The 16666-nt window shown below is 48.7% G+C and carries 23 protein-coding genes and 8 pseudogenes; 6 read left to right on the top strand and 25 right to left on the bottom strand.

The genetic code is table 11. The annotated features are described in order from the left end of the window. Positions 1-101 precede the first annotated feature (101 nt). Together ABDK09_21825 and ABDK09_21830 are read left to right on the top strand one after the other, a co-directional pair. Positions 102-239 carry a hypothetical protein gene (locus ABDK09_21825; GenBank protein XAW89342.1) on the top strand — a complete coding sequence of 46 codons (138 nt, stop codon included), beginning with the start codon at positions 102-104 and terminating at the stop codon, positions 237-239. After that, entirely contained in the window at positions 196-702 is a 507-nt protein-coding gene (locus ABDK09_21830) for a Crp/Fnr family transcriptional regulator (protein XAW89343.1), read from the top strand. Before ABDK09_21825 ends, ABDK09_21830 begins: the two co-directional genes overlap by 44 nt. On the opposite strand, the gene dbpA is transcribed toward ABDK09_21830, so the two are convergent. Beyond that, positions 695-2077, bottom strand: coding sequence for an ATP-dependent RNA helicase DbpA (dbpA, locus tag ABDK09_21835; GenBank protein XAW89344.1), 1383 nt, complete (start codon positions 2075-2077; stop codon positions 695-697). The genes ABDK09_21830 and dbpA overlap by 8 nt on opposite strands. Before the next feature lie 170 nt (positions 2078-2247). Here dbpA and ABDK09_21840 point away from each other — a divergent pair, with 170 nt between their 5' ends. Together ABDK09_21840 and ABDK09_21845 are read left to right on the top strand one after the other, a co-directional pair. After that, the gene (locus ABDK09_21840; GenBank protein ID XAW89345.1) at positions 2248-2700 is read left to right on the top strand and encodes a GNAT family N-acetyltransferase; all 453 of its coding nucleotides are present in this window, start codon (positions 2248-2250) and stop codon (positions 2698-2700) included. Beyond that, positions 2697-3623, top strand: a pseudogene (locus tag ABDK09_21845) (DMT family transporter). Before ABDK09_21840 ends, ABDK09_21845 begins: the two are co-directional and overlap by 4 nt. On the opposite strand, the gene ABDK09_21850 reads toward ABDK09_21845, so the two are convergent. Further along, entirely contained in the window at positions 3549-4151 is a 603-nt protein-coding gene (locus ABDK09_21850; protein ID XAW90799.1) for a LysM-like peptidoglycan-binding domain-containing protein, read from the bottom strand. The pseudogene ABDK09_21845 and the gene ABDK09_21850 sit on opposite strands and share 75 nt — an antisense overlap. Before the next feature lie 231 nt (positions 4152-4382). Between ABDK09_21850 and ABDK09_21855 the strand changes: the two genes are divergently transcribed. Then, positions 4383-5003, top strand: coding sequence for an FKBP-type peptidyl-prolyl cis-trans isomerase (locus ABDK09_21855; protein ID XAW89346.1), 621 nt, complete (start codon positions 4383-4385; stop codon positions 5001-5003). 104 nt (positions 5004-5107) lie between these two features. Then, positions 5108-5614 (top strand): DUF2780 domain-containing protein, encoded by a 507-nt coding sequence (locus tag ABDK09_21860; protein XAW89347.1) that lies wholly within the window; start codon positions 5108-5110, stop codon positions 5612-5614. Positions 5615-5711: 97 nt separating this feature from the next. Here ABDK09_21860 and rplQ read toward each other — a convergent pair whose 3' ends face one another. From rplQ to rpsS, 23 genes and pseudogenes are all read right to left on the bottom strand, one after another. Further along, complete coding sequence (gene rplQ / locus ABDK09_21865; GenBank protein ID XAW89348.1) at positions 5712-6098, bottom strand: 50S ribosomal protein L17; 387 nt, start codon at positions 6096-6098, stop codon at positions 5712-5714. 26 nt (positions 6099-6124) lie between these two features. Then, a pseudogene (gene rpoA / locus ABDK09_21870) lies at positions 6125-7118 on the bottom strand (DNA-directed RNA polymerase subunit alpha). 24 nt (positions 7119-7142) lie between these two features. After that, a complete protein-coding gene (gene rpsD, locus ABDK09_21875) occupies positions 7143-7763 on the bottom strand; it encodes a 30S ribosomal protein S4 (GenBank protein ID XAW89349.1) in 621 nt (206 codons plus the stop codon). A gap of 27 nt (positions 7764-7790) precedes the next feature. Beyond that, a pseudogene (gene rpsK / locus ABDK09_21880) lies at positions 7791-8181 on the bottom strand (30S ribosomal protein S11). Between the two features lie 19 nt (positions 8182-8200). Beyond that, the gene (rpsM, locus tag ABDK09_21885) at positions 8201-8557 is read right to left on the bottom strand and encodes a 30S ribosomal protein S13 (protein ID XAW89350.1); all 357 of its coding nucleotides are present in this window, start codon (positions 8555-8557) and stop codon (positions 8201-8203) included. Positions 8558-8706: 149 nt separating this feature from the next. After that, positions 8707-8820 carry a 50S ribosomal protein L36 gene (gene rpmJ, locus ABDK09_21890; protein XAW89351.1) on the bottom strand — a complete coding sequence of 38 codons (114 nt, stop codon included), beginning with the start codon at positions 8818-8820 and terminating at the stop codon, positions 8707-8709. A gap of 36 nt (positions 8821-8856) precedes the next feature. Then, positions 8857-10191, bottom strand: a complete 1335-nt coding sequence (secY, locus tag ABDK09_21895) for a preprotein translocase subunit SecY (protein XAW89352.1) — start codon at positions 10189-10191, stop codon at positions 8857-8859. Between the two features lie 20 nt (positions 10192-10211). After that, positions 10212-10647: pseudogene (gene rplO / locus ABDK09_21900) on the bottom strand (50S ribosomal protein L15). 5 nt (positions 10648-10652) lie between these two features. Continuing rightward, a complete protein-coding gene (gene rpmD / locus ABDK09_21905) occupies positions 10653-10829 on the bottom strand; it encodes a 50S ribosomal protein L30 (GenBank protein ID XAW89353.1) in 177 nt (58 codons plus the stop codon). A 7-nt stretch (positions 10830-10836) separates the two neighbouring features. Continuing rightward, positions 10837-11340, bottom strand: a complete 504-nt coding sequence (gene rpsE, locus ABDK09_21910) for a 30S ribosomal protein S5 (GenBank protein XAW89354.1) — start codon at positions 11338-11340, stop codon at positions 10837-10839. A gap of 14 nt (positions 11341-11354) precedes the next feature. After that, a complete protein-coding gene (gene rplR, locus ABDK09_21915) occupies positions 11355-11708 on the bottom strand; it encodes a 50S ribosomal protein L18 (protein XAW89355.1) in 354 nt (117 codons plus the stop codon). 9 nt (positions 11709-11717) lie between these two features. Next, positions 11718-12252 (bottom strand): annotated as a pseudogene (gene rplF / locus ABDK09_21920) (50S ribosomal protein L6). Positions 12253-12268: 16 nt separating this feature from the next. Next, a complete protein-coding gene (gene rpsH / locus ABDK09_21925) occupies positions 12269-12661 on the bottom strand; it encodes a 30S ribosomal protein S8 (GenBank protein ID XAW89356.1) in 393 nt (130 codons plus the stop codon). Between the two features lie 29 nt (positions 12662-12690). Next, positions 12691-12996, bottom strand: a complete 306-nt coding sequence (gene rpsN / locus ABDK09_21930; GenBank protein ID XAW89357.1) for a 30S ribosomal protein S14 — start codon at positions 12994-12996, stop codon at positions 12691-12693. 17 nt (positions 12997-13013) lie between these two features. Then, a pseudogene (rplE, locus tag ABDK09_21935) lies at positions 13014-13554 on the bottom strand (50S ribosomal protein L5). A 24-nt stretch (positions 13555-13578) separates the two neighbouring features. Further along, positions 13579-13896, bottom strand: a complete 318-nt coding sequence (gene rplX / locus ABDK09_21940) for a 50S ribosomal protein L24 (GenBank protein XAW90800.1) — start codon at positions 13894-13896, stop codon at positions 13579-13581. A gap of 21 nt (positions 13897-13917) precedes the next feature. Further along, positions 13918-14283 (bottom strand): annotated as a pseudogene (gene rplN, locus ABDK09_21945) (50S ribosomal protein L14). A gap of 159 nt (positions 14284-14442) precedes the next feature. Beyond that, a complete protein-coding gene (gene rpsQ / locus ABDK09_21950) occupies positions 14443-14697 on the bottom strand; it encodes a 30S ribosomal protein S17 (GenBank protein XAW89358.1) in 255 nt (84 codons plus the stop codon). Continuing rightward, positions 14697-14888: a 50S ribosomal protein L29 gene (gene rpmC / locus ABDK09_21955; GenBank protein ID XAW89359.1), complete on the bottom strand. Its 192-nt coding sequence runs from the start codon at positions 14886-14888 to the stop codon at positions 14697-14699. Before rpmC ends, rpsQ begins: the two co-directional genes overlap by 1 nt. Next, a pseudogene (gene rplP, locus ABDK09_21960) lies at positions 14888-15299 on the bottom strand (50S ribosomal protein L16). The gene rpmC and the pseudogene rplP overlap by 1 nt, the downstream one beginning before the upstream one ends. A gap of 11 nt (positions 15300-15310) precedes the next feature. Continuing rightward, positions 15311-16012 carry a 30S ribosomal protein S3 gene (gene rpsC / locus ABDK09_21965; GenBank protein XAW89360.1) on the bottom strand — a complete coding sequence of 234 codons (702 nt, stop codon included), beginning with the start codon at positions 16010-16012 and terminating at the stop codon, positions 15311-15313. 19 nt (positions 16013-16031) lie between these two features. Then, positions 16032-16364 (bottom strand): 50S ribosomal protein L22, encoded by a 333-nt coding sequence (rplV, locus tag ABDK09_21970; GenBank protein XAW89361.1) that lies wholly within the window; start codon positions 16362-16364, stop codon positions 16032-16034. Positions 16365-16374: 10 nt separating this feature from the next. Next, positions 16375-16653 (bottom strand): 30S ribosomal protein S19, encoded by a 279-nt coding sequence (rpsS, locus tag ABDK09_21975; GenBank protein ID XAW89362.1) that lies wholly within the window; start codon positions 16651-16653, stop codon positions 16375-16377. Positions 16654-16666 lie beyond the last annotated feature (13 nt).

The raw sequence follows: 16666 nt of genomic DNA on the forward strand, positions 1-16666 counted from the left end.
CCGGCGGACAAAACGTTAGCCAGTCAAACCAGAACCTGGCCCAAACGGCATAAATAGCCCTGCTTCACCGCCGGCATATAACCGCTTAACAAGGACACCAGATGGCATTGCCTCACGACACAATTTCGCAGCAGTTTTACCAACAGATGCTGCAACATGGCTTTAGTGCCACGCAAATAGAACAGCTGCTGACCGGTGCGTTTCCCGCTCGAACTGCCAACCCGGCACATACTGGTTAATCAGGGCGAAGTGCCAAGTCACTTTTATTTTGTCAGTCAGGGGATCTGCCATGCCAGTTACCTGACCGAGCAGGGCAAAGAATTCAGTAAAGAGTTTTACTGGGAAGAGGACTGGATTATCGGTTTTGAAAACCTGATTCAGAATACGCCATCACCCTACTTACTGGAGACGCTGACGCCGGTGGTTTTGTTATGTCTGCCGCTGCAGCACCTGCATCAATGGCGCAGCGAAGCTCATCCGTTATACATCAAACTGCTGGAAACCCAGTTGATGCATAAAGAGAATAAAGAGAGAGTGATGTTGCTGTTGCGCCCGGAGCAGAGATATCAGGCGATGTGCGAACAGTTTCCTGACTTAATTCCGCGCATCAGCGATACTCTGATCGCCGCCTATCTGGGGATAACCCCCATCAGTCTCAGCCGGATCAAAGCCCGGCTGAGAGCTGAGTCGCGTCTTATTTGACTAAACGGGCGCGAAACTGACGGCCTTTGATCTTACCGTTGGCGAGGATCTGCAGTGCCTGTTTCGCCACCTTCTTATGCACCGCCACATACGCACGCATCGGCATCAGATTGATCTTACCGATCTGATCCGCTGTCAGCGCACCACCCGCCGTCAGCGCACCGAGAATATCGCCCGGACGCACTTTCTGCTTTTTACCGCCGTCGATCTGAATCGTCACCATGCTGGCCTGATAGGGCTCGGCCCCCGCTTTCACTGCCGGAAGCGCGGCCGGGCTGATTGCGATGTCCATGTATTCATCAATCTGCGCCACACGGTACATTTCATTGTCGCTGAAAAAGCTGAACGCCAGGCCTTTACTGCCCGCGCGGCCGGTACGGCCGATACGGTGTACGTGCACTTCAGGGTCGCGTGACAGTTCAAAGTTAAAGACTGCATCCAGGTTATCCACGTCGAGACCACGTGCTGCCACATCAGTCGCCACCAGGATAGAAATGCTCTTATTAGCAAACTGCACCAGCGCCTGATCGCGCTCACGCTGCTCCATGTCACCATGCAGCTCTACCACGCTGAATCCTTTATGATGCAGCTCATCCGCCACATTCTGCACTTCACGCTTGGTATTACAGAACACCACGGCGGACTCCGGCTGGTGATTCAGCAGCAATGTCTCCAGCGCCGCATCACGAGCCTCAGTTCCTTCCAGTTTGTAGAACAGCTGACGGATACTGGAAGTATCGTAGGTTGCTTCGACTTTGATCATCAGCGCATCGCGGGTCACCGACTGGGCAATATTCGCAATCGCTTTCGGATAAGTGGCACTGAACAGCAGAGTCTGGCGCTGTTTTGGTGCCGCACCGATAATGGCATCCAGCGCTTCCTGGAAGCCCATTTCTAACATACGGTCTGCTTCATCCAGCACCAGAGTATTAAGCTCAGACAGATCAATACGCTCTTTACTCAGGTGATCAAGAATACGGCCCGGAGTTCCGACCAGAATATGCGCGCCATGCTCGAGTGAGCCAATCTGCGGCCCCATCGGCATACCGCCGCACAACGTCAGTACTTTGATGTTATGAATCGCGCGGCCTAAGGTACGGATATCACTTGCTACCTGATCAGCCAGTTCACGGGTCGGACACAACACCAGAGCCTGCACACGGAAGCGTTTCACGTTCAGATTAGATAACACACCCAGACCAAACGCCGCGGTTTTACCTGAGCCGGTCTTACCCTGACCAATCACGTCCTGGCCTTGCAAAATAGCAGGCAACGACTGCGCCTGAATCGGCGTCATTTGAGTGAACCCCATGGTATCGAGGTTAGAAAGAAGTTCGGGCTTGAGATTCAAGGCAGAAAAAGAGGTGGAGGTCACGGAGGTGTCCTTAGTCAGACGAAAAAACGAGCGGCTATTATCGTTATTTTGCCCCGGATCACCAGTGAATATTAATTTAATTTTTTATTCCGCTTCGCGCTTAACTTTTGTTAATGCCAGGCGCCGGGTGCGCTGTTAGAGTGAGCGCATCTCAACACAAGGAGTTAACGATGATCACCTGGCAATGCCTCACTTTTGACCAACTCAATCCTTTGCAGCTCTACCGCTTGCTGCAGTTACGGGTCAATGTCTTCGTAGTGGAACAGACCTGTCCTTACCCGGAGCTGGATGATAAAGATCTGGCGGCCGGCGCCTGCCATTTGCTCGGTTACCAGGATGATCAACTGGTAGCCTGCGCCCGCCTACTGCCTCCCGGCGTCAGTTATGACAATGCCAGTATCGGCCGGGTTGCAACCCTCCAATCCGCGCGCGGTAACGGACTCGGGCATGAATTACTCAGCCAAGCATTAACGCATTGCCAACAGCTGTGGCCACAGCAGGCGATTGAGATCAGCGCCCAGGCTCACTTACAGGCATTTTATCGCCAGCATGGTTTTGTGCGTACCACAGAGATCTACCTCGAAGACGACATCGAACATGTCGGCATGCTACGCAGCGCATGAATTCGTATCCGTTAGCGCTCGGCTTACTGGTCCTAGGCAATCTGGCCGCTGCATTATCCGATGTCGCGGTTAAACTACTCGATGGCCAGGTGGCACCGTTTCAGTATATTTTACTGCGTCAGCTGCTCAGCCTGCTGGTCCTGGTGCCGCTTTGGTGGCGTCAGCCAGCGGTACAGCGCCGGCTTTATCAACCGGGCATCACCATCATCAGAGCGCATCTGGTGTTGTTTGGCAGCGCCTGTACTCTGGTCGCCCTGAGCTACCTGCCACTGGCCAGCGCTAACGCTTTATTCTACGCTGCGCCGCTGCTGATGTTGCCACTCTCGGTCTTTCTGCTCGGCGAAACGACCGGGCAAAACCAAAACGGCCGCGACCATGCTGGGTTTTATCGGAGTCGTGATCGTGCTGCGTCCGTCCCAGTTCCACTGGGCGGCATGGTTCGGACTGGGTACCGCGTTAACGGTGGCACTGTTTAATATTCTGGCGCGTAAACTGCCGCTGCAACAAACCGTGCTGACGACGCTGATGTGGACCTGTCTGTTTTCTTTGCCGCTGGCGATAGTGCTGTCCGCCTGGCAATGGCAGCCACTCGAGGCACAAGAGATGAGATGGATAGCAGTGAGTGCGCTGCTCATACTGCTCTACAACGCTTTGGCTGTAGCAGCTTATCGTCAGGCTCCGGCCAGTCAGATAGCCGTGGCAGAGTATTCCGGACTGATCTTTGTCGCCCTGTTCGGGCTGTACTGGTTTAACGAACAGCCGGATCAACTGACCTGGCTTGGCATAGGGATGATCATTCTGCCGCTGGCCCCCAAAGTAGCCCAGCGACAGGTTAAGCGCATCGCAAGCTATTTACTACGGCCAAATCCGCCGTCAGACAAACGGAAAAACATCACCGACTGATTGTTTTTCTCCAGCTGTAAAATGTCGAGTTTGCCGTCTTTAGACAATTTAAAACGGATCAGCTGGCCTGCACGGATCTGACTCAGCGGCTTATCACTGCCTTCGATTTTAACCAGATCATTGAGATCAGCCATCGACAGGTCATTATTGCGAAATACTTGGGACAGGGTATCACCGCTTTGCACTATGTACTCACGCCAGGCGGTACTCTGTACCTGACCCGAAGCCTGAACCGGGCGCGTATTCTGTTGCTGCTCTTCACTCAGACCGCGGGTATTCACGTTGACCGCAACGCGCTGAATTTGGCCCGAAAGCGGCTCTGCTGCTGTATCTTGCACTGCATCATCCGAACCGCCAGGCAACGGGATCACCATCAGAATCAATACGACCGGCACCAAAACCATCAGTGCGCGCTGGTGCAGCTTAGGTAAGCGCTGCCACAACTGCACGATACGTTGCTGATATTCACGCCAGTCAATTGAGTCCCACTGGTTCTGTACCAAGGCAAGATAATCGGTCTGCTGCTTCTTCTTGTGTCGACGATTCATTTTCATCCGTCCATAAATTCCTTGTCACAGTATAAAAACTCACGTGCCGAGAGTATAGGGGCTTGCCGCTGATCTGCTAAAGGTTGACATAATCCTGATGTTTTTTGGCTGGTATTCTGCGCTCAATCACACCTTAAAGCTCAATTGTAACGAATTCAGCCTGAACGTTTCATCCCCCGGACGAAACTGTTATCCTGTGGGCTTTATTTGACACGACAAAGAGTGACTTTTATGTCTGAAGTAAAATTTGAAACTGTAGAGCAAAAAGCTAGCTACGGTATCGGTCTGCAAATGGGCCAACAACTGGCAGGTAGCGGTCTGGAAGGACTGAGTGTTGACGCGATCGCAGCGGGTATTGCCACTGCACTGGTTGGCGACATGCCAGCTATCGAAATCGACGAGATCAACCAAGCTCTGCAAGCTCTTCACATGCGCGCTGAAGAAACTCGCCAAGAAGCAGCAAAAGCTGCAGCGGCAGAAGGCGAATCTTTCCTGAAAGACAATGCTCTGCGCCCTGAAGTAACCGTACTGGAATCTGGTCTGCAATACGAAGTGATCAGCCAGGGTGAAGGCGAAATCCCATCAGCAGACAAAGCGGTACGTGTACACTACCACGGTCAACTGGTTGACGGCACTGTATTTGACAGCTCAGTCACTCGTGGCCAGCCTGCTGAATTCCCGGTTACCGGCGTAATCAAAGGCTGGGTAGAAGCTCTGCAACTGATGCCTGTAGGCTCAAAATGGAAACTGTACGTTCCTCAAGATCTTGCTTACGGTGAACGTGGCGCAGGCGCGGCAATCCCTCCATTTGCTGCGCTGGTATTCGAAGTGGAACTGCTGGATATCCTGTAATCCTGCGAATTCGCAAAAAATTGACATCAAGCGGCGCTCAGCGCCGCTTTTTTTTGGCTAGAATGAAGATCACTGAGCCTAAAGTTAAGGAATGGCACTCATCTATGAAACGCTCCATTGTCTCCGCGCTGGTGCTCAGCACCGTTTTCAGCGCACCCAGCTTTGCATTTCTCAATTTCGGCAGCAAAGATCAAAGCAACGATCTGGCCAGCATGGTCAGTAGCACACTTAATCAAGCCGAAAGTAATTCCAGTTTAATTACCAAGGTAACCAACCAGTTACCTGTATCTCCGCAACAAGCCACCGGCGGTGTCGGAGCAATGTTATCCCTGGCACAGAATCAGCTCTCAGAAAGCAACAGCGAAGAGTTGGGCCAACTGTTACCCGGTATGGATCAGTTAACCAATCTGAATTTGTCTGGCAGCAAGGATACGTTATCCGGCCTGAATAGCCTCAGTGCCGTCAATGATGTGTTTAAAGGATTGGGCCTTGACCCAAGCATGATTAGCCAGTTTGCACCACTGGTGCTGCAATACCTGACCAGCCAGGGTGCCAGCAATGGTCTGCTCGGCTCGTTGAGCCAATTGTGGGGAACGTCATCAGCGAATTGATGAGGTTGCACACCAAACAGAAATGTTTAGTGTGAATATCAGAAACAGCAGATACAAAAAAGCCGAGCTTGCGCTCGGCTTTTTAATCGCGAACCGATTACTCAGCAGCAGCTTCTTCAGCAGCTTCTGGGCGGTCTACAAGCTCAATGTATGCCATTGGAGCTTTATCGCCTGCACGGAAACCACACTTCAGAATACGAGTGTAGCCGCCTTGACGTGCAGCGAAACGTGGACCAAGTTCGTTAAATAGTTTAGCAACGACTTCGTTGTCACGAGTACGTGCAAATGCCAGACGACGGTTAGCAACACTGTCAGTCTTAGCTAGTGTAATCAAAGGCTCAACTACGCGACGTAGCTCTTTAGCTTTTGGCAAAGTAGTCTTGATAACTTCATGACGTACTAGAGAGCTAGCCATGTTGCTGAACATCGCTTTGCGATGACTGCTGTTGCGGTTGAGTTGACGACCACTCTTACGATGGCGCATGACCAAATCCTTCTAACTAGTATCGATTAATCTTCAGCGATGGACGCTGGCGGCCAGTTTTCCAGGCGCATGCCCAGAGAAAGACCACGTGATGCAAGCACGTCTTTAATCTCTGTAAGAGATTTCTTACCAAGGTTAGGCGTTTTAAGTAGCTCAACCTCAGTGCGCTGTACTAGATCACCGATGTAGTGAATCGCTTCTGCTTTCAGACAGTTAGCAGAGCGAACTGTTAGTTCAAGATCGTCTACAGGACGCAGTAGGATCGGATCGAATTCAGGCTTCTCTTCTTTCTCCTCAGGAAACTCGTACATCACGAAGATCTACGAATGCATCCAGTTGTTCAGCAAGAATAGTTGCTGCACGACGGATAGCTTCCTCAGGTTCAAGAGTACCGTTTGTTTCCATATCGATAACAAGCTTGTCCAGGTCAGTACGCTGCTCAACACGTGCTGCATCAACAGAGTAGGCAATTTTGTCTACTGGGCTGAATGTAGCATCGACAAGCAGACGACCAATTGGACGCTCATCTTCTTCAGTATGGATACGCGCAGAAGCTGGAACATAACCACGACCACGTTCTACTTTGATACGCATTGCGATCTCAGCGTTGTCATCAGTAAGGTGACAAATAACGTGTTCAGGGTTTACGATCTCTACATCACCATCATGGGTGATGTCACCTGCAACCACAGGGCCCGAGCCTGATTTGTTCAGTGTAATGAACACTTCATCTTTGCCTTCGGCAACGCGAACTGCCAGACCTTTCAGGTTCAGTAGAATCTCAAGGATATCTTCCTGAACACCTTCTTTGGTGCTGTATTCGTGAAGTACGCCTTCAATCTCTACTTCTGTTACGGCACAACCCGGCATAGAAGATAGAAGAATACGGCGAAGTGCATTACCAAGAGTATGGCCGAAACCACGCTCTAATGGCTCAAGAGTTACTTTTGCGTGTGTCGTGCTGATTTGTTCGATATCAACAAGACGTGGCTTAAGAAATTCTGTTACAGAACCCTGCATTGTGTCCTCTCTTTAGTTTAAACCTTACTTAGAGTAAAGCTCGACGATCAATTGTTCGTTGATGTCAGCTGATAGATCAGAACGTTCAGGCAAACGCTTGAAAGTACCTTCCATCTTGCTTGCATCTACTTCAATCCAAGTTGGTTTTTCGCGTTGTTCAGCAACTTCTAGAGCCGCTTTTACGCGAGATTGCGCTTTCGCTTTCTCACGGATTGCAACAACGTCGTTGGCCGCAACATTGAAAGAAGGAACGTTTACAACTTTACCGTTAACCAGGATAGCTTTGTGGCTAACCAGCTGACGTGCTTCTGCGCGAGTTGCGCCAAAGCCCATACGGTAAACTACGTTGTCCAGACGACCTTCAAGAAGCTGAAGTAGGTTCTCACCAGTGTTACCTTTAAGGCGAGCTGCTTCTTTGTAGTAGTTACGGAATTGTTTTTCTAGAACGCCGTACATACGACGAACTTTTTGCTTCTCGCGAAGCTGAACGCCATACTCAGATAGACGACCGCGACGTGCGCCGTGTACACCTGGTGCGTTATCGATTTTACACTTGGTATCAATCGCACGAACGCCTGACTTAAGGAACAAGTCAGTACCTTCGCGGCGGCTAAGCTTCAGCTTAGGACCCAAATATCTTGCCATGATCTTTCTCCAATGTTCCCAGAAACGTTAAACGCGACGTTTCTTAGGTGGACGACAACCGTTATGAGGGATAGGAGTCGCATCTACAATGTTTGTAATGCGGAAACCAGCTGCGTTCAGTGCACGAACAGTAGATTCGCGACCTGGACCAGGACCCTTAACCATAACTTCCAGATTCTTCAGACCGTATTCTTTGGCCATTTCAGCACAACGTTCAGCAGCAACCTGTGCAGCGAACGGAGTTGACTTACGAGAAACCACGGAAACCAGAACCACCTGCAGTAGCCCATGCTAGAGCATTACCTTGACGGTCAGTAATGGTTACGATTGTGTTGTTGAAAGATGCGTGGATATGCGCTACGCCATCAGCAACTTGCTTGCGTACACGCTTACGTGCGCGAGTTGGTTGTTTAGCCATTGTACTCTACCCTTCCCGATTACTTTTTGATCGGCTTACGCGGACCCTTACGGGTGCGAGCATTGGTTTTAGTACGCTGTCCACGTAGTGGTAGACTGCGACGGTGACGAAGACCACGGTAGCAGCCAAGGTCCATAAGACGCTTGATGTTCATGGATACTTCACGACGTAGATCACCCTCTACAGTGTATTTAGCTACACCATCACGCAGTAGATTGATCTGATCTTCTGTTAGTTCACTGATCTTAACATTTTCAGCGATACCCACTTCAGCTAGGATAGCTTGAGAGCGAGTCTTACCGATGCCGTAAATCGCAGTTAGTGCGATTACCGCATGTTTTTGATCAGGAATGTTAATGCCTGCTATACGGGCCACTATTCACTCCTAGTACTTTCTATAAAAGAATTATCCGCAGCAAAGCCCGTAGAGGATACGCTGCGGGATACTACTTCTTTTGCACGCAAAAGGTAGGCCGAGGAATATACTCGACCAACCCTTACTTTTCAAGTAAAAATTTCTGCTTATTAGCCTTGGCGTTGCTTGTGCTTTGGCTCACTGCAAATCACGCGAACGACACCGTTACGCTTGATAACTTTACAGTTACGGCAGATTTTTTTAACGGAAGCACGAACTTTCATTGCTAAACTCCGTAAATCTCTCTGAATGGCGACCTGTTAACGGCCATAGCCTTTCAGATTTGCCTTTTTCAACACAGAATCATATTGATTTGACATCATATGAGTCTGTACCTGTGCCATAAAGTCCATGATTACGACAACTACAATCAGTAGTGATGTGCCGCCGAAGTAGAAACGTACGTTCCAAGCGACCATCATGAACTCAGGGATCAGACAGATGAAAGTAATGTATAGCGCACCGGCTAAGGTTAAGCGAGTCATTACTTTATCAATGTACTTAGCTGTCTGTTCGCCTGGGCGGATACCGGGTACGAATGCACCAGACTTCTTCAAGTTATCTGCTGTTTCGCGAGGGTTAAACACCAACGCAGTATAGAAGAAACAGAAGAAAATAATCGCTGCTGCATAAAGCATTACATACAGCGGTTGACCCGGGCTCAGAGCCAAAGACACATCAGTTAGCCAACCGAATGTGCTGCTCTCGCCGTTCTGACCAAACCACTGAGCCAGTGTTCCTGGGAACAGGATAATGCTCGATGCGAAAATCGCAGGGATAACACCCGCCATATTAATTTTCAATGGCAAGTGAGTGCTTTGCGCTGCAAAAACTTTACGACCTTGTTGACGCTTCGCGTAGTTAACGACGATTCGACGCTGACCACGTTCCATGAACACAACGAAGTAAATAACAGCAAAAGCGACCACTGCAATTAACAGTAGAAGAAGTACATGCAGTTCACCTTGACGCGCTTGCTCGATTGTCTGACCGATTGCTTGTGGCAATCCAGCAACGATACCTGCAAAGATTAGTAATGAAATACCATTACCAATTCCACGCTCTGTAATTTGTTCACCTAACCACATCAGGAACATGGTGCCGGTTACTAAACTCACGGTAGCAATTAGCGTAAACATGGTTTGGTTGATAACAACCAGATTGTCGACCATGTTTGGTAAGCCAGTTGCAATACCAATAGCCTGGAAACATGCAAGTACAAGCGTGCCGTAACGCGTATATTGGCTAATCTTACGACGGCCTGCCTCACCCTCTTTCTTGAGTTCGGCTAACGCTGGATGAACTACAGTCAGCAACTGGACAACAATAGATGCCGAAATATACGGCATGATGCCCAGCGCGAATATAGATGCACGCGAAAGTGCACCACCAGAGAACATGTTAAACATCTCAATGATGGTGCCTTTTTGCTGTTCGAACAAATCGGCAAGTACAGCAGCGTCAATACCAGGGATTGGCACAAAAGAGCCTGCTCGGAATACTAGAAGCGCACCCACTACGAATAATAAGCGCGACTTCAGTTCACTTAAGCCGCTCTGAGCACTACGAAAATCTTGTCCTGGTTTCTTAGCCATCTGTACCTCAATCCTCGAGATTATTCCTCGATTTTACCGCCTGCAGCTTCGATTGCAGCTTTAGCGCCTTTAGTTACGCGCAGACCTTTTACAGTCACTGCTTTGTTGATCTCGCCAGAAAGAACGATTTTTGCAAACTCGATGTTTTTAGTCACCAGGTTTGCCGCTTTCAGGCTGTTTAGATCAACTACGTCACCAGTTACTTTCGCCAGTTCAGACAGACGAATTTCAGCAGACACTAGGCTCTTACGAGAAGTGAAACCGAATTTTGGTAGACGTTGTTTCAGAGGCATCTGACCGCCTTCGAAACCTGGACGAACTTTACCGCCAGAAACGTGACTTTTGACCCTTGTGGCCACGGCCACCAGTTTTACCAAGGCCAGAACCGATACCACGGCCTACACGCTTCTTAGAAGGTTTAGAACCAGCAGCCGGTGATAGAGTATTCAAAAACATTATGATTACTCCTCAACTTTAACCATGTAGTAAACCTTGTTGATCATACCGCGTACGCACGGAGTATCTTCAAGTTCTACTGTGTGGTTGATTTTACGAAGACCTAGACCGCGCAAAGTAGCTTTGTGCTTCGGTAGGCGACCAATTGAGCTTTTAGTTTGAGTTACTTTAATAGTTGCCATGGTGTTCTTACTCCGAAATAGATTCAACAGTTAGACCACGTTTAGCCGCAACCATTTCTGGTGACTTAACATCTACTAGAGCGTCGATCGTTGCACGAACGATGTTGATAGGGTTCGTAGAACCGTATGCTTTAGACAGAACGTTATGTACACCCGCAACTTCAAGTACTGCACGCATCGCACCACCTGCGATTACACCAGTACCTTCTGCAGCTGGCTGCATGTAAACTTTAGAGCCCGAGTGGCGACCTTTCACCGGGTGGTGAAGAGTACCTTCGTTAAGCGCGATAGTAACCATGTTACGACGTGCTTTTTCCATTGCTTTTTGAATCGCTGCAGGTACTTCACGGGCTTTACCGTAACCGAAACCTACACGACCGTTACCGTCACCAACTACAGTCAGTGCAGTGAAGCTCATGATTCGACCACCTTTAACCGTTTTAGAAACGCGGTTAACGGCGATTAGCTTTTCTTGCAAATCATTCGCTTGAACTTGTTGTTCTTTAGCCATCTTCCAACCCTACCTTAGAATTTCAGACCAGCTTCGCGAGCAGAGTCTGCCAGCGCCGCTACTCGACCGTGGTATTGGAAACCGGAACGATCAAATGCAACAGCTGATACGCCTTTCTCAAGCGCACGCTCTGCAATAGCTTTACCTACTGCTTTAGCTGCATCGATGTTACCAGAGTATTTCACTTGCTCACGGATCGCTTTTTCTACAGTAGAAGCTGATGCGATAACCTCAGAGCCGTTCGCTGCGATTACCTGAGCGTACACGTGACGAGGAGTACGGTGTACAACTAGGCGAGTCGCACCCAGTTCTGCAATCTTACGACGTGCACGTGTAGCACGACGGATGCGAGATGCTTTCTTATCCATAGTGTTACCTTACTTCTTCTTAGCTTCTTTAGTACGCACATTTTCATCTGCGTAACGAATACCTTTACCTTTGTAAGGCTCAGGCGCGCGGTAAGAACGAATGTCAGCCGCAACTTGACCAACTACTTGCTTGTCAGCACCAGTCAGTACAATTTCAGTTTGGCTTGGACATTCAGCTTTAATACCCGCTGGCAGCTCGTGCTCAACAGGGTGAGAGAAGCCCAGGGTCAGACCTACAGCGTTGCCTTTGATAGCAGCACGGTAACCTACACCCTTAAGAAACTAGCTTCTTAGTAAAGCCTTCAGTAACACCAACAACCATGTTGTTAACCAGAGCGCGAGCAGTACCTGCTTGAGCCCATGCGTTAGCAACACCTTCAGCTGGGCCGAAAGTTAGGTTGTTTTCTTCCTGTGCGATCACTACGCCATTGTGAATAACGCGAGTTAGTTCACCTTTAGCGCCTTTAACAGTGATCTCTTGGCCGTTTAGTTTCACCTCTACGCCAGCTGGAATAGCGACAGGTGCTTTAGCAACACGAGACATGTTCTACTCCTTAAAATTAAGCTACGTAGCAAATGATTTCACCGCCAAGACCTGCTTTGCGAGCAGCACGGTCTGACATCAGACCCTTGGAAGTGGAAACAACAGCAACACCAAGACCGCCCATCACTGATGGCAGCTCGTCTTTCTTCTTGTAAACACGAAGACCTGGACGAGAAACGCGCTTGATTTGCTCGATTACTGGTTTCGCTTGGAAATACTTAAGAGTGATTTCCAGCTCAGGTTTTGCTTCGCTGTCAACAGCGAAGTCAACGATGTAACCTTCAGCTTTCAGTAGTGCAGCGATTGCAACTTTCAGCTTTGAAGAAGGCATTTTAACAGCAACTTTGTTTGCTGCCTGACCGTTACGAATACGGGTCAGCATATCCGAAATCGGATCTTGCATGCTCATAAACTTTACTCCAAATGATTAAGTGGCAATTACCAGCTAGCCTTACGAAGTCCAGGAATCTCGCCTTTCATGCAAGCTTCACGAACTTTAATACGGCTCAGACCGAACTTACGTAGGTAACCGTGTGGACGACCAGTTTGGTTACAACGGTTGCGCTGACGTGATGCACTTGAATCACGTGGAAGAGATTGCAGAGTCAGAACTGCATTCCAACGATCTTCTTCAGATGCGTTTACATCGCTGATGATAGCTTTTAGCGCAGCACGCTTTTCTGCGAACTTAGCTACTAGCTTTGCACGTTTTTCTTCACGTGCTTTCATTGATTGTTTAGCCATAACAGTAACCCTTCACCTTACTTACGGAATGGGAAGTTAAAGGCAGCCAGCAGAGCACGGCCTTCCTCATCGTTTGCAGCAGACGTCGTGATAGTAATATCAAGACCGCGCACACGATCGACTTTATCGTAGTCGATTTCCGGAAAGATGATTTGCTCGCGAAACGCCCATGCTGTAGTTACCGCGACCGTCAAAAGACTTAGCGCTAACACCGCGGAAGTCACGTACACGTGGTAGAGCGATTGCAATTAAGCGCTCCAGAAAATCCCACATGCGTTCGCCACGCAAGGTTACTTTACAACCAATTGGGTAGCCTTCACGAATTTTGAAACCAGCAACAGATTTACGCGCTTTAGTGATCAGTGGCTTTTGACCAGAAATGGTTGCCATGTCAGATGCTGCGTTTTCCAGTAGTTTCTTATCGTTGATTGCTTCACCAACGCCCATATTGAGGGTGATTTTCTCAATTCTAGGGACTTGCATGACGCTTGTGTAACCGAACTGTTTGGTCAGTTCAGCGACTACAGACGACTTGTAGTAATCATGCAGTTTCGCCATAGTAGAACTCCAAATTACTTCTAATTAGTTAGAAACGGTTTCGTTGTTAGACTTGAAGAAACGAACTTTCTTGCCGTCTTCGAAACGAAAACCGATACGGTCCGCTTTACCAGTAGCTGCGTTGAAGATAGCCACGTTAGAAACGTCGATCGCTGCTTCTTGCTCTACGATACCGCCTTGGATACCTAGTGCAGGAACAGGTTTCTGGTGTTTCTTAACAAGGTTGATACCTTCTACGATAACTTTACCAGTTGCTAGAACCTTAGTTACTTTACCTTTCTTGCCTTTGTCTTTACCAGCAAGAACGATCACTTCGTCATTACGACGGATTTTAGCTGCCATTTTATTGCCGCTCCTTACAGAAACTTCTGGAGCCAGTGAAACAATCTTCATGAATTTCGCAGTACGAAGTTCACGAGTCACTGGACCAAAGATACGTGTACCGATTGGTGCCTCGGTGTTGTTGTTCAACAGCACACAAGCATTACGGTCGAAGCGAATGACAGAACCGTCTGGTCGACGTACGCCTTTACGGGTGCGAACTACCACCGCCTTCAGTACATCACCTTTCTTCACTTTACCGCGAGGAATTGCTTCTTTCACGGTAACTTTGATGATGTCGCCCACATGAGCGTAACGACGGTGAGAGCCACCCAGAACCTTAATACACATTACGCTGCGAGCGCCTGAGTTATCAGCTGCGTCCAGCATACTTTGCATTTGGATCATGTTAGTGCTCCGCTAAATATTAAATAAACTAGACCCGTCTCGGGTCGGGCTGCCTCTTTAAAGGGACGCGAATTGTACCACCCTTTTTTGAGATTGGGTAGTCAAAAAACAAGCGGCCCCAAAAATAATTGGGGCCGCTTTATTCGTAGTTAAGCTAAATTAGATTTTCGCTTTTTCTACTACTTTTACCAAAGTCCAAGACTTAGTCTTAGACAGTGGACGACATTCTGAAATCTCAACTGTGTCGCCAATGCCACACTCGTTGTTTTCATCATGTGCGTGTACTTTAGTCGTACGCTTAACGAATTTACCGTAGATTGGGTGCTTCACAAAACGTTCGATAGCAACAGTGATAGACTTGTCCATCTTGTCGCTAACTACACGACCTTGCTGGGTACGAATATTGTCGCTCATTATGCGCCCGCCTTCTCAGTCAAAACAGTTTTAACACGTGCGATATCACGGCGTACAGCTTTCAGAGTATGAGTTTGCTGTAGTTGACCAGTTGCAGCTTGCATGCGCAAGTTGAACTGCTCTTTAAGCAGATTCATCAGCTCTGCATTCAGCTCTTCAACGCTTTTTTCGCGTAGATCTTGTGCTTTCATCACATCACCTGTTTAGTTACAAATGTAGTCTTGAATGGCAGTTTACGCGCCGCTAGACGGAACGCTTCACGAGCCAGTTCTTCAGGTACACCATCAACTTCGTACATAACCTTACCAGGTTGGATTTGGGCTACCCAGTACTCAACGTTACCTTTACCCTTACCTTGACGAACTTCTAGTGGTTTTTCTGTGATTGGTTTGTCTGGGAACACACGGATCCAGATTTTACCTTGACGCTTAATGTGACGCGTCATAGCACGACGTGCCGCTTCGATTTGACGAGCAGTTAGACGACCACGGCCTACAGCTTTCAAACCAAAAGAAACCGAAGCTTACTTCAGTACCTTTAGCCAGACCACGGTTACGACCTGTATGAACCTTACGGAACTTAGTACGTTTAGGTTGTAGCATCTGTCGACTCCTTACTTACGGCCTTTACGCGGCTTCTTGTTAGGCTTGTCAGCCTTAGGCTCTACTGCGTTAGCAGCTGGCATTCCGCCTAGAATCTCACCTTTGAAGATCCAAACTTTAACGCCGATTACACCGTAAGTGGTGTGAGCCGAAGAAGTTGCGTAATCAATGTCAGCACGTAGAGTGTGTAGAGGCACACGGCCTTCACGGTACCACTCTGAACGTGCGATTTCAGCGCCGCCTAGACGACCGCTTACTTCCACTTTGATACCTTTAGCGCCTAGACGCATAGCATTCTGTACCGCGCGCTTCATAGCACGACGGAACATAACACGACGCTCTAGTTGAGACGCGATGCTATCAGCCACTAGTTGGCCGTCTAGCTCAGGCTTACGTACTTCAGCGATGTTGATTTGCGCTGGTACACCTGCGATTTTCGCTACTGCTGCGCGTAGCTTCTCAACGTCTTCACCTTTCTTACCGATAACAACACCTGGACGAGCAGTGTGAATAGTCACACGGATGCTCTTCGCAGGACGCTCGATAACGATGCGTGATAGAGACGCTTTTGACAGTTCTTTAGTCAGGAACTGACGTACCTTGAAGTCGCCGTCTAGGTTGTCAGCGAAATCTTTGGTGTTAGCAAACCATGTAGCATTCCAAGGCTTAACGATGCCTAGACGAATACCATTTGGATGTACTTTTTGACCCATTGCTTACTCTCCTAGTCTCTTAGCGATCTGCGACAACCACAGTGATGTGGCTTGAACGCTTCAAGATACGATCCGCACGGCCTTTAGCACGAGGCATAATACGCTTCATGACTGGGCCCTCATCTACGAAGATTTTAGCGACACGTAGGTCGTCAATATCTGCACCTTCGTTGTGCTCCGCGTTCGCGATAGCTGACTCTAGAACTTTCTTAACCAGTACAGCAGCTTTTTTGTTGCTGAAAGTCAGAACTTCTAGTGCTTGGTCAACTTTCTTACCGCGAATTTGATCTGCAACTAAGCGAGCTTTCTGAGGAGAAATGCGAGCAAAGTTATGTTTAGCTAATGCTTCCATTATTTACTCCTTAGCGCTTCTTAGCTTTCTTATCCGCAGCGTGGCCGCGGTAAGTGCGAGTTGGTGCAAATTCACCCAGCTTGTGACCGATCATCTCGTCAGTTACGAAAACTGGAACGTGTTGACGACCATTATGGACAGCGATGGTCAAACCGATCATTGTAGGAATGATCATTGAACGACGGGACCAAGTCTTAATAGGCTTTTTGTCTCCGCTTTCCACCGCTTTCTCTACCTTCTTCAGCAAGTGTAGGTCAATAAATGGACCCTTCTTGAGAGAACGTGGCATGGCTTATCCTCTT

The sequence above is a fragment of the Vibrio sp. CDRSL-10 TSBA genome (assembly GCA_039696685.1).
In the GTDB taxonomy this organism is placed as follows: Bacteria; Pseudomonadota; Gammaproteobacteria; order Enterobacterales; family Vibrionaceae; genus Vibrio.

Coding starts and splice junctions, on each gene's coding strand:
- ABDK09_21825 (XAW89342.1), top strand. CDS start 102: ATGGCATTGCCTCACGACACAATTTCGCAGCAGTTTTACCAACAGATG.
- ABDK09_21840 (XAW89345.1), top strand. CDS start 2,248: ATGATCACCTGGCAATGCCTCACTTTTGACCAACTCAATCCTTTGCAG.
- ABDK09_21850 (XAW90799.1), bottom strand. CDS start 4,151: ATGAATCGTCGACACAAGAAGAAGCAGCAGACCGATTATCTTGCCTTG.
- ABDK09_21855 (XAW89346.1), top strand. CDS start 4,383: ATGTCTGAAGTAAAATTTGAAACTGTAGAGCAAAAAGCTAGCTACGGT.
- ABDK09_21860 (XAW89347.1), top strand. CDS start 5,108: ATGAAACGCTCCATTGTCTCCGCGCTGGTGCTCAGCACCGTTTTCAGC.
- rplQ (XAW89348.1), bottom strand. CDS start 6,098: ATGCGCCATCGTAAGAGTGGTCGTCAACTCAACCGCAACAGCAGTCAT.
- rpsD (XAW89349.1), bottom strand. CDS start 7,763: ATGGCAAGATATTTGGGTCCTAAGCTGAAGCTTAGCCGCCGCGAAGGT.
- rpmJ (XAW89351.1), bottom strand. CDS start 8,820: ATGAAAGTTCGTGCTTCCGTTAAAAAAATCTGCCGTAACTGTAAAGTT.
- secY (XAW89352.1), bottom strand. CDS start 10,191: ATGGCTAAGAAACCAGGACAAGATTTTCGTAGTGCTCAGAGCGGCTTA.
- rpmD (XAW89353.1), bottom strand. CDS start 10,829: ATGGCAACTATTAAAGTAACTCAAACTAAAAGCTCAATTGGTCGCCTA.
- rpsE (XAW89354.1), bottom strand. CDS start 11,340: ATGGCTAAAGAACAACAAGTTCAAGCGAATGATTTGCAAGAAAAGCTA.
- rplR (XAW89355.1), bottom strand. CDS start 11,708: ATGGATAAGAAAGCATCTCGCATCCGTCGTGCTACACGTGCACGTCGT.
- rpsH (XAW89356.1), bottom strand. CDS start 12,661: ATGAGCATGCAAGATCCGATTTCGGATATGCTGACCCGTATTCGTAAC.
- rpsN (XAW89357.1), bottom strand. CDS start 12,996: ATGGCTAAACAATCAATGAAAGCACGTGAAGAAAAACGTGCAAAGCTA.
- rplX (XAW90800.1), bottom strand. CDS start 13,896: ATGGCAGCTAAAATCCGTCGTAATGACGAAGTGATCGTTCTTGCTGGT.
- rpsQ (XAW89358.1), bottom strand. CDS start 14,697: ATGAGCGACAATATTCGTACCCAGCAAGGTCGTGTAGTTAGCGACAAG.
- rpmC (XAW89359.1), bottom strand. CDS start 14,888: ATGAAAGCACAAGATCTACGCGAAAAAAGCGTTGAAGAGCTGAATGCA.
- rpsC (XAW89360.1), bottom strand. CDS start 16,012: ATGGGTCAAAAAGTACATCCAAATGGTATTCGTCTAGGCATCGTTAAG.
- rplV (XAW89361.1), bottom strand. CDS start 16,364: ATGGAAGCATTAGCTAAACATAACTTTGCTCGCATTTCTCCTCAGAAA.
- rpsS (XAW89362.1), bottom strand. CDS start 16,653: ATGCCACGTTCTCTCAAGAAGGGTCCATTTATTGACCTACACTTGCTG.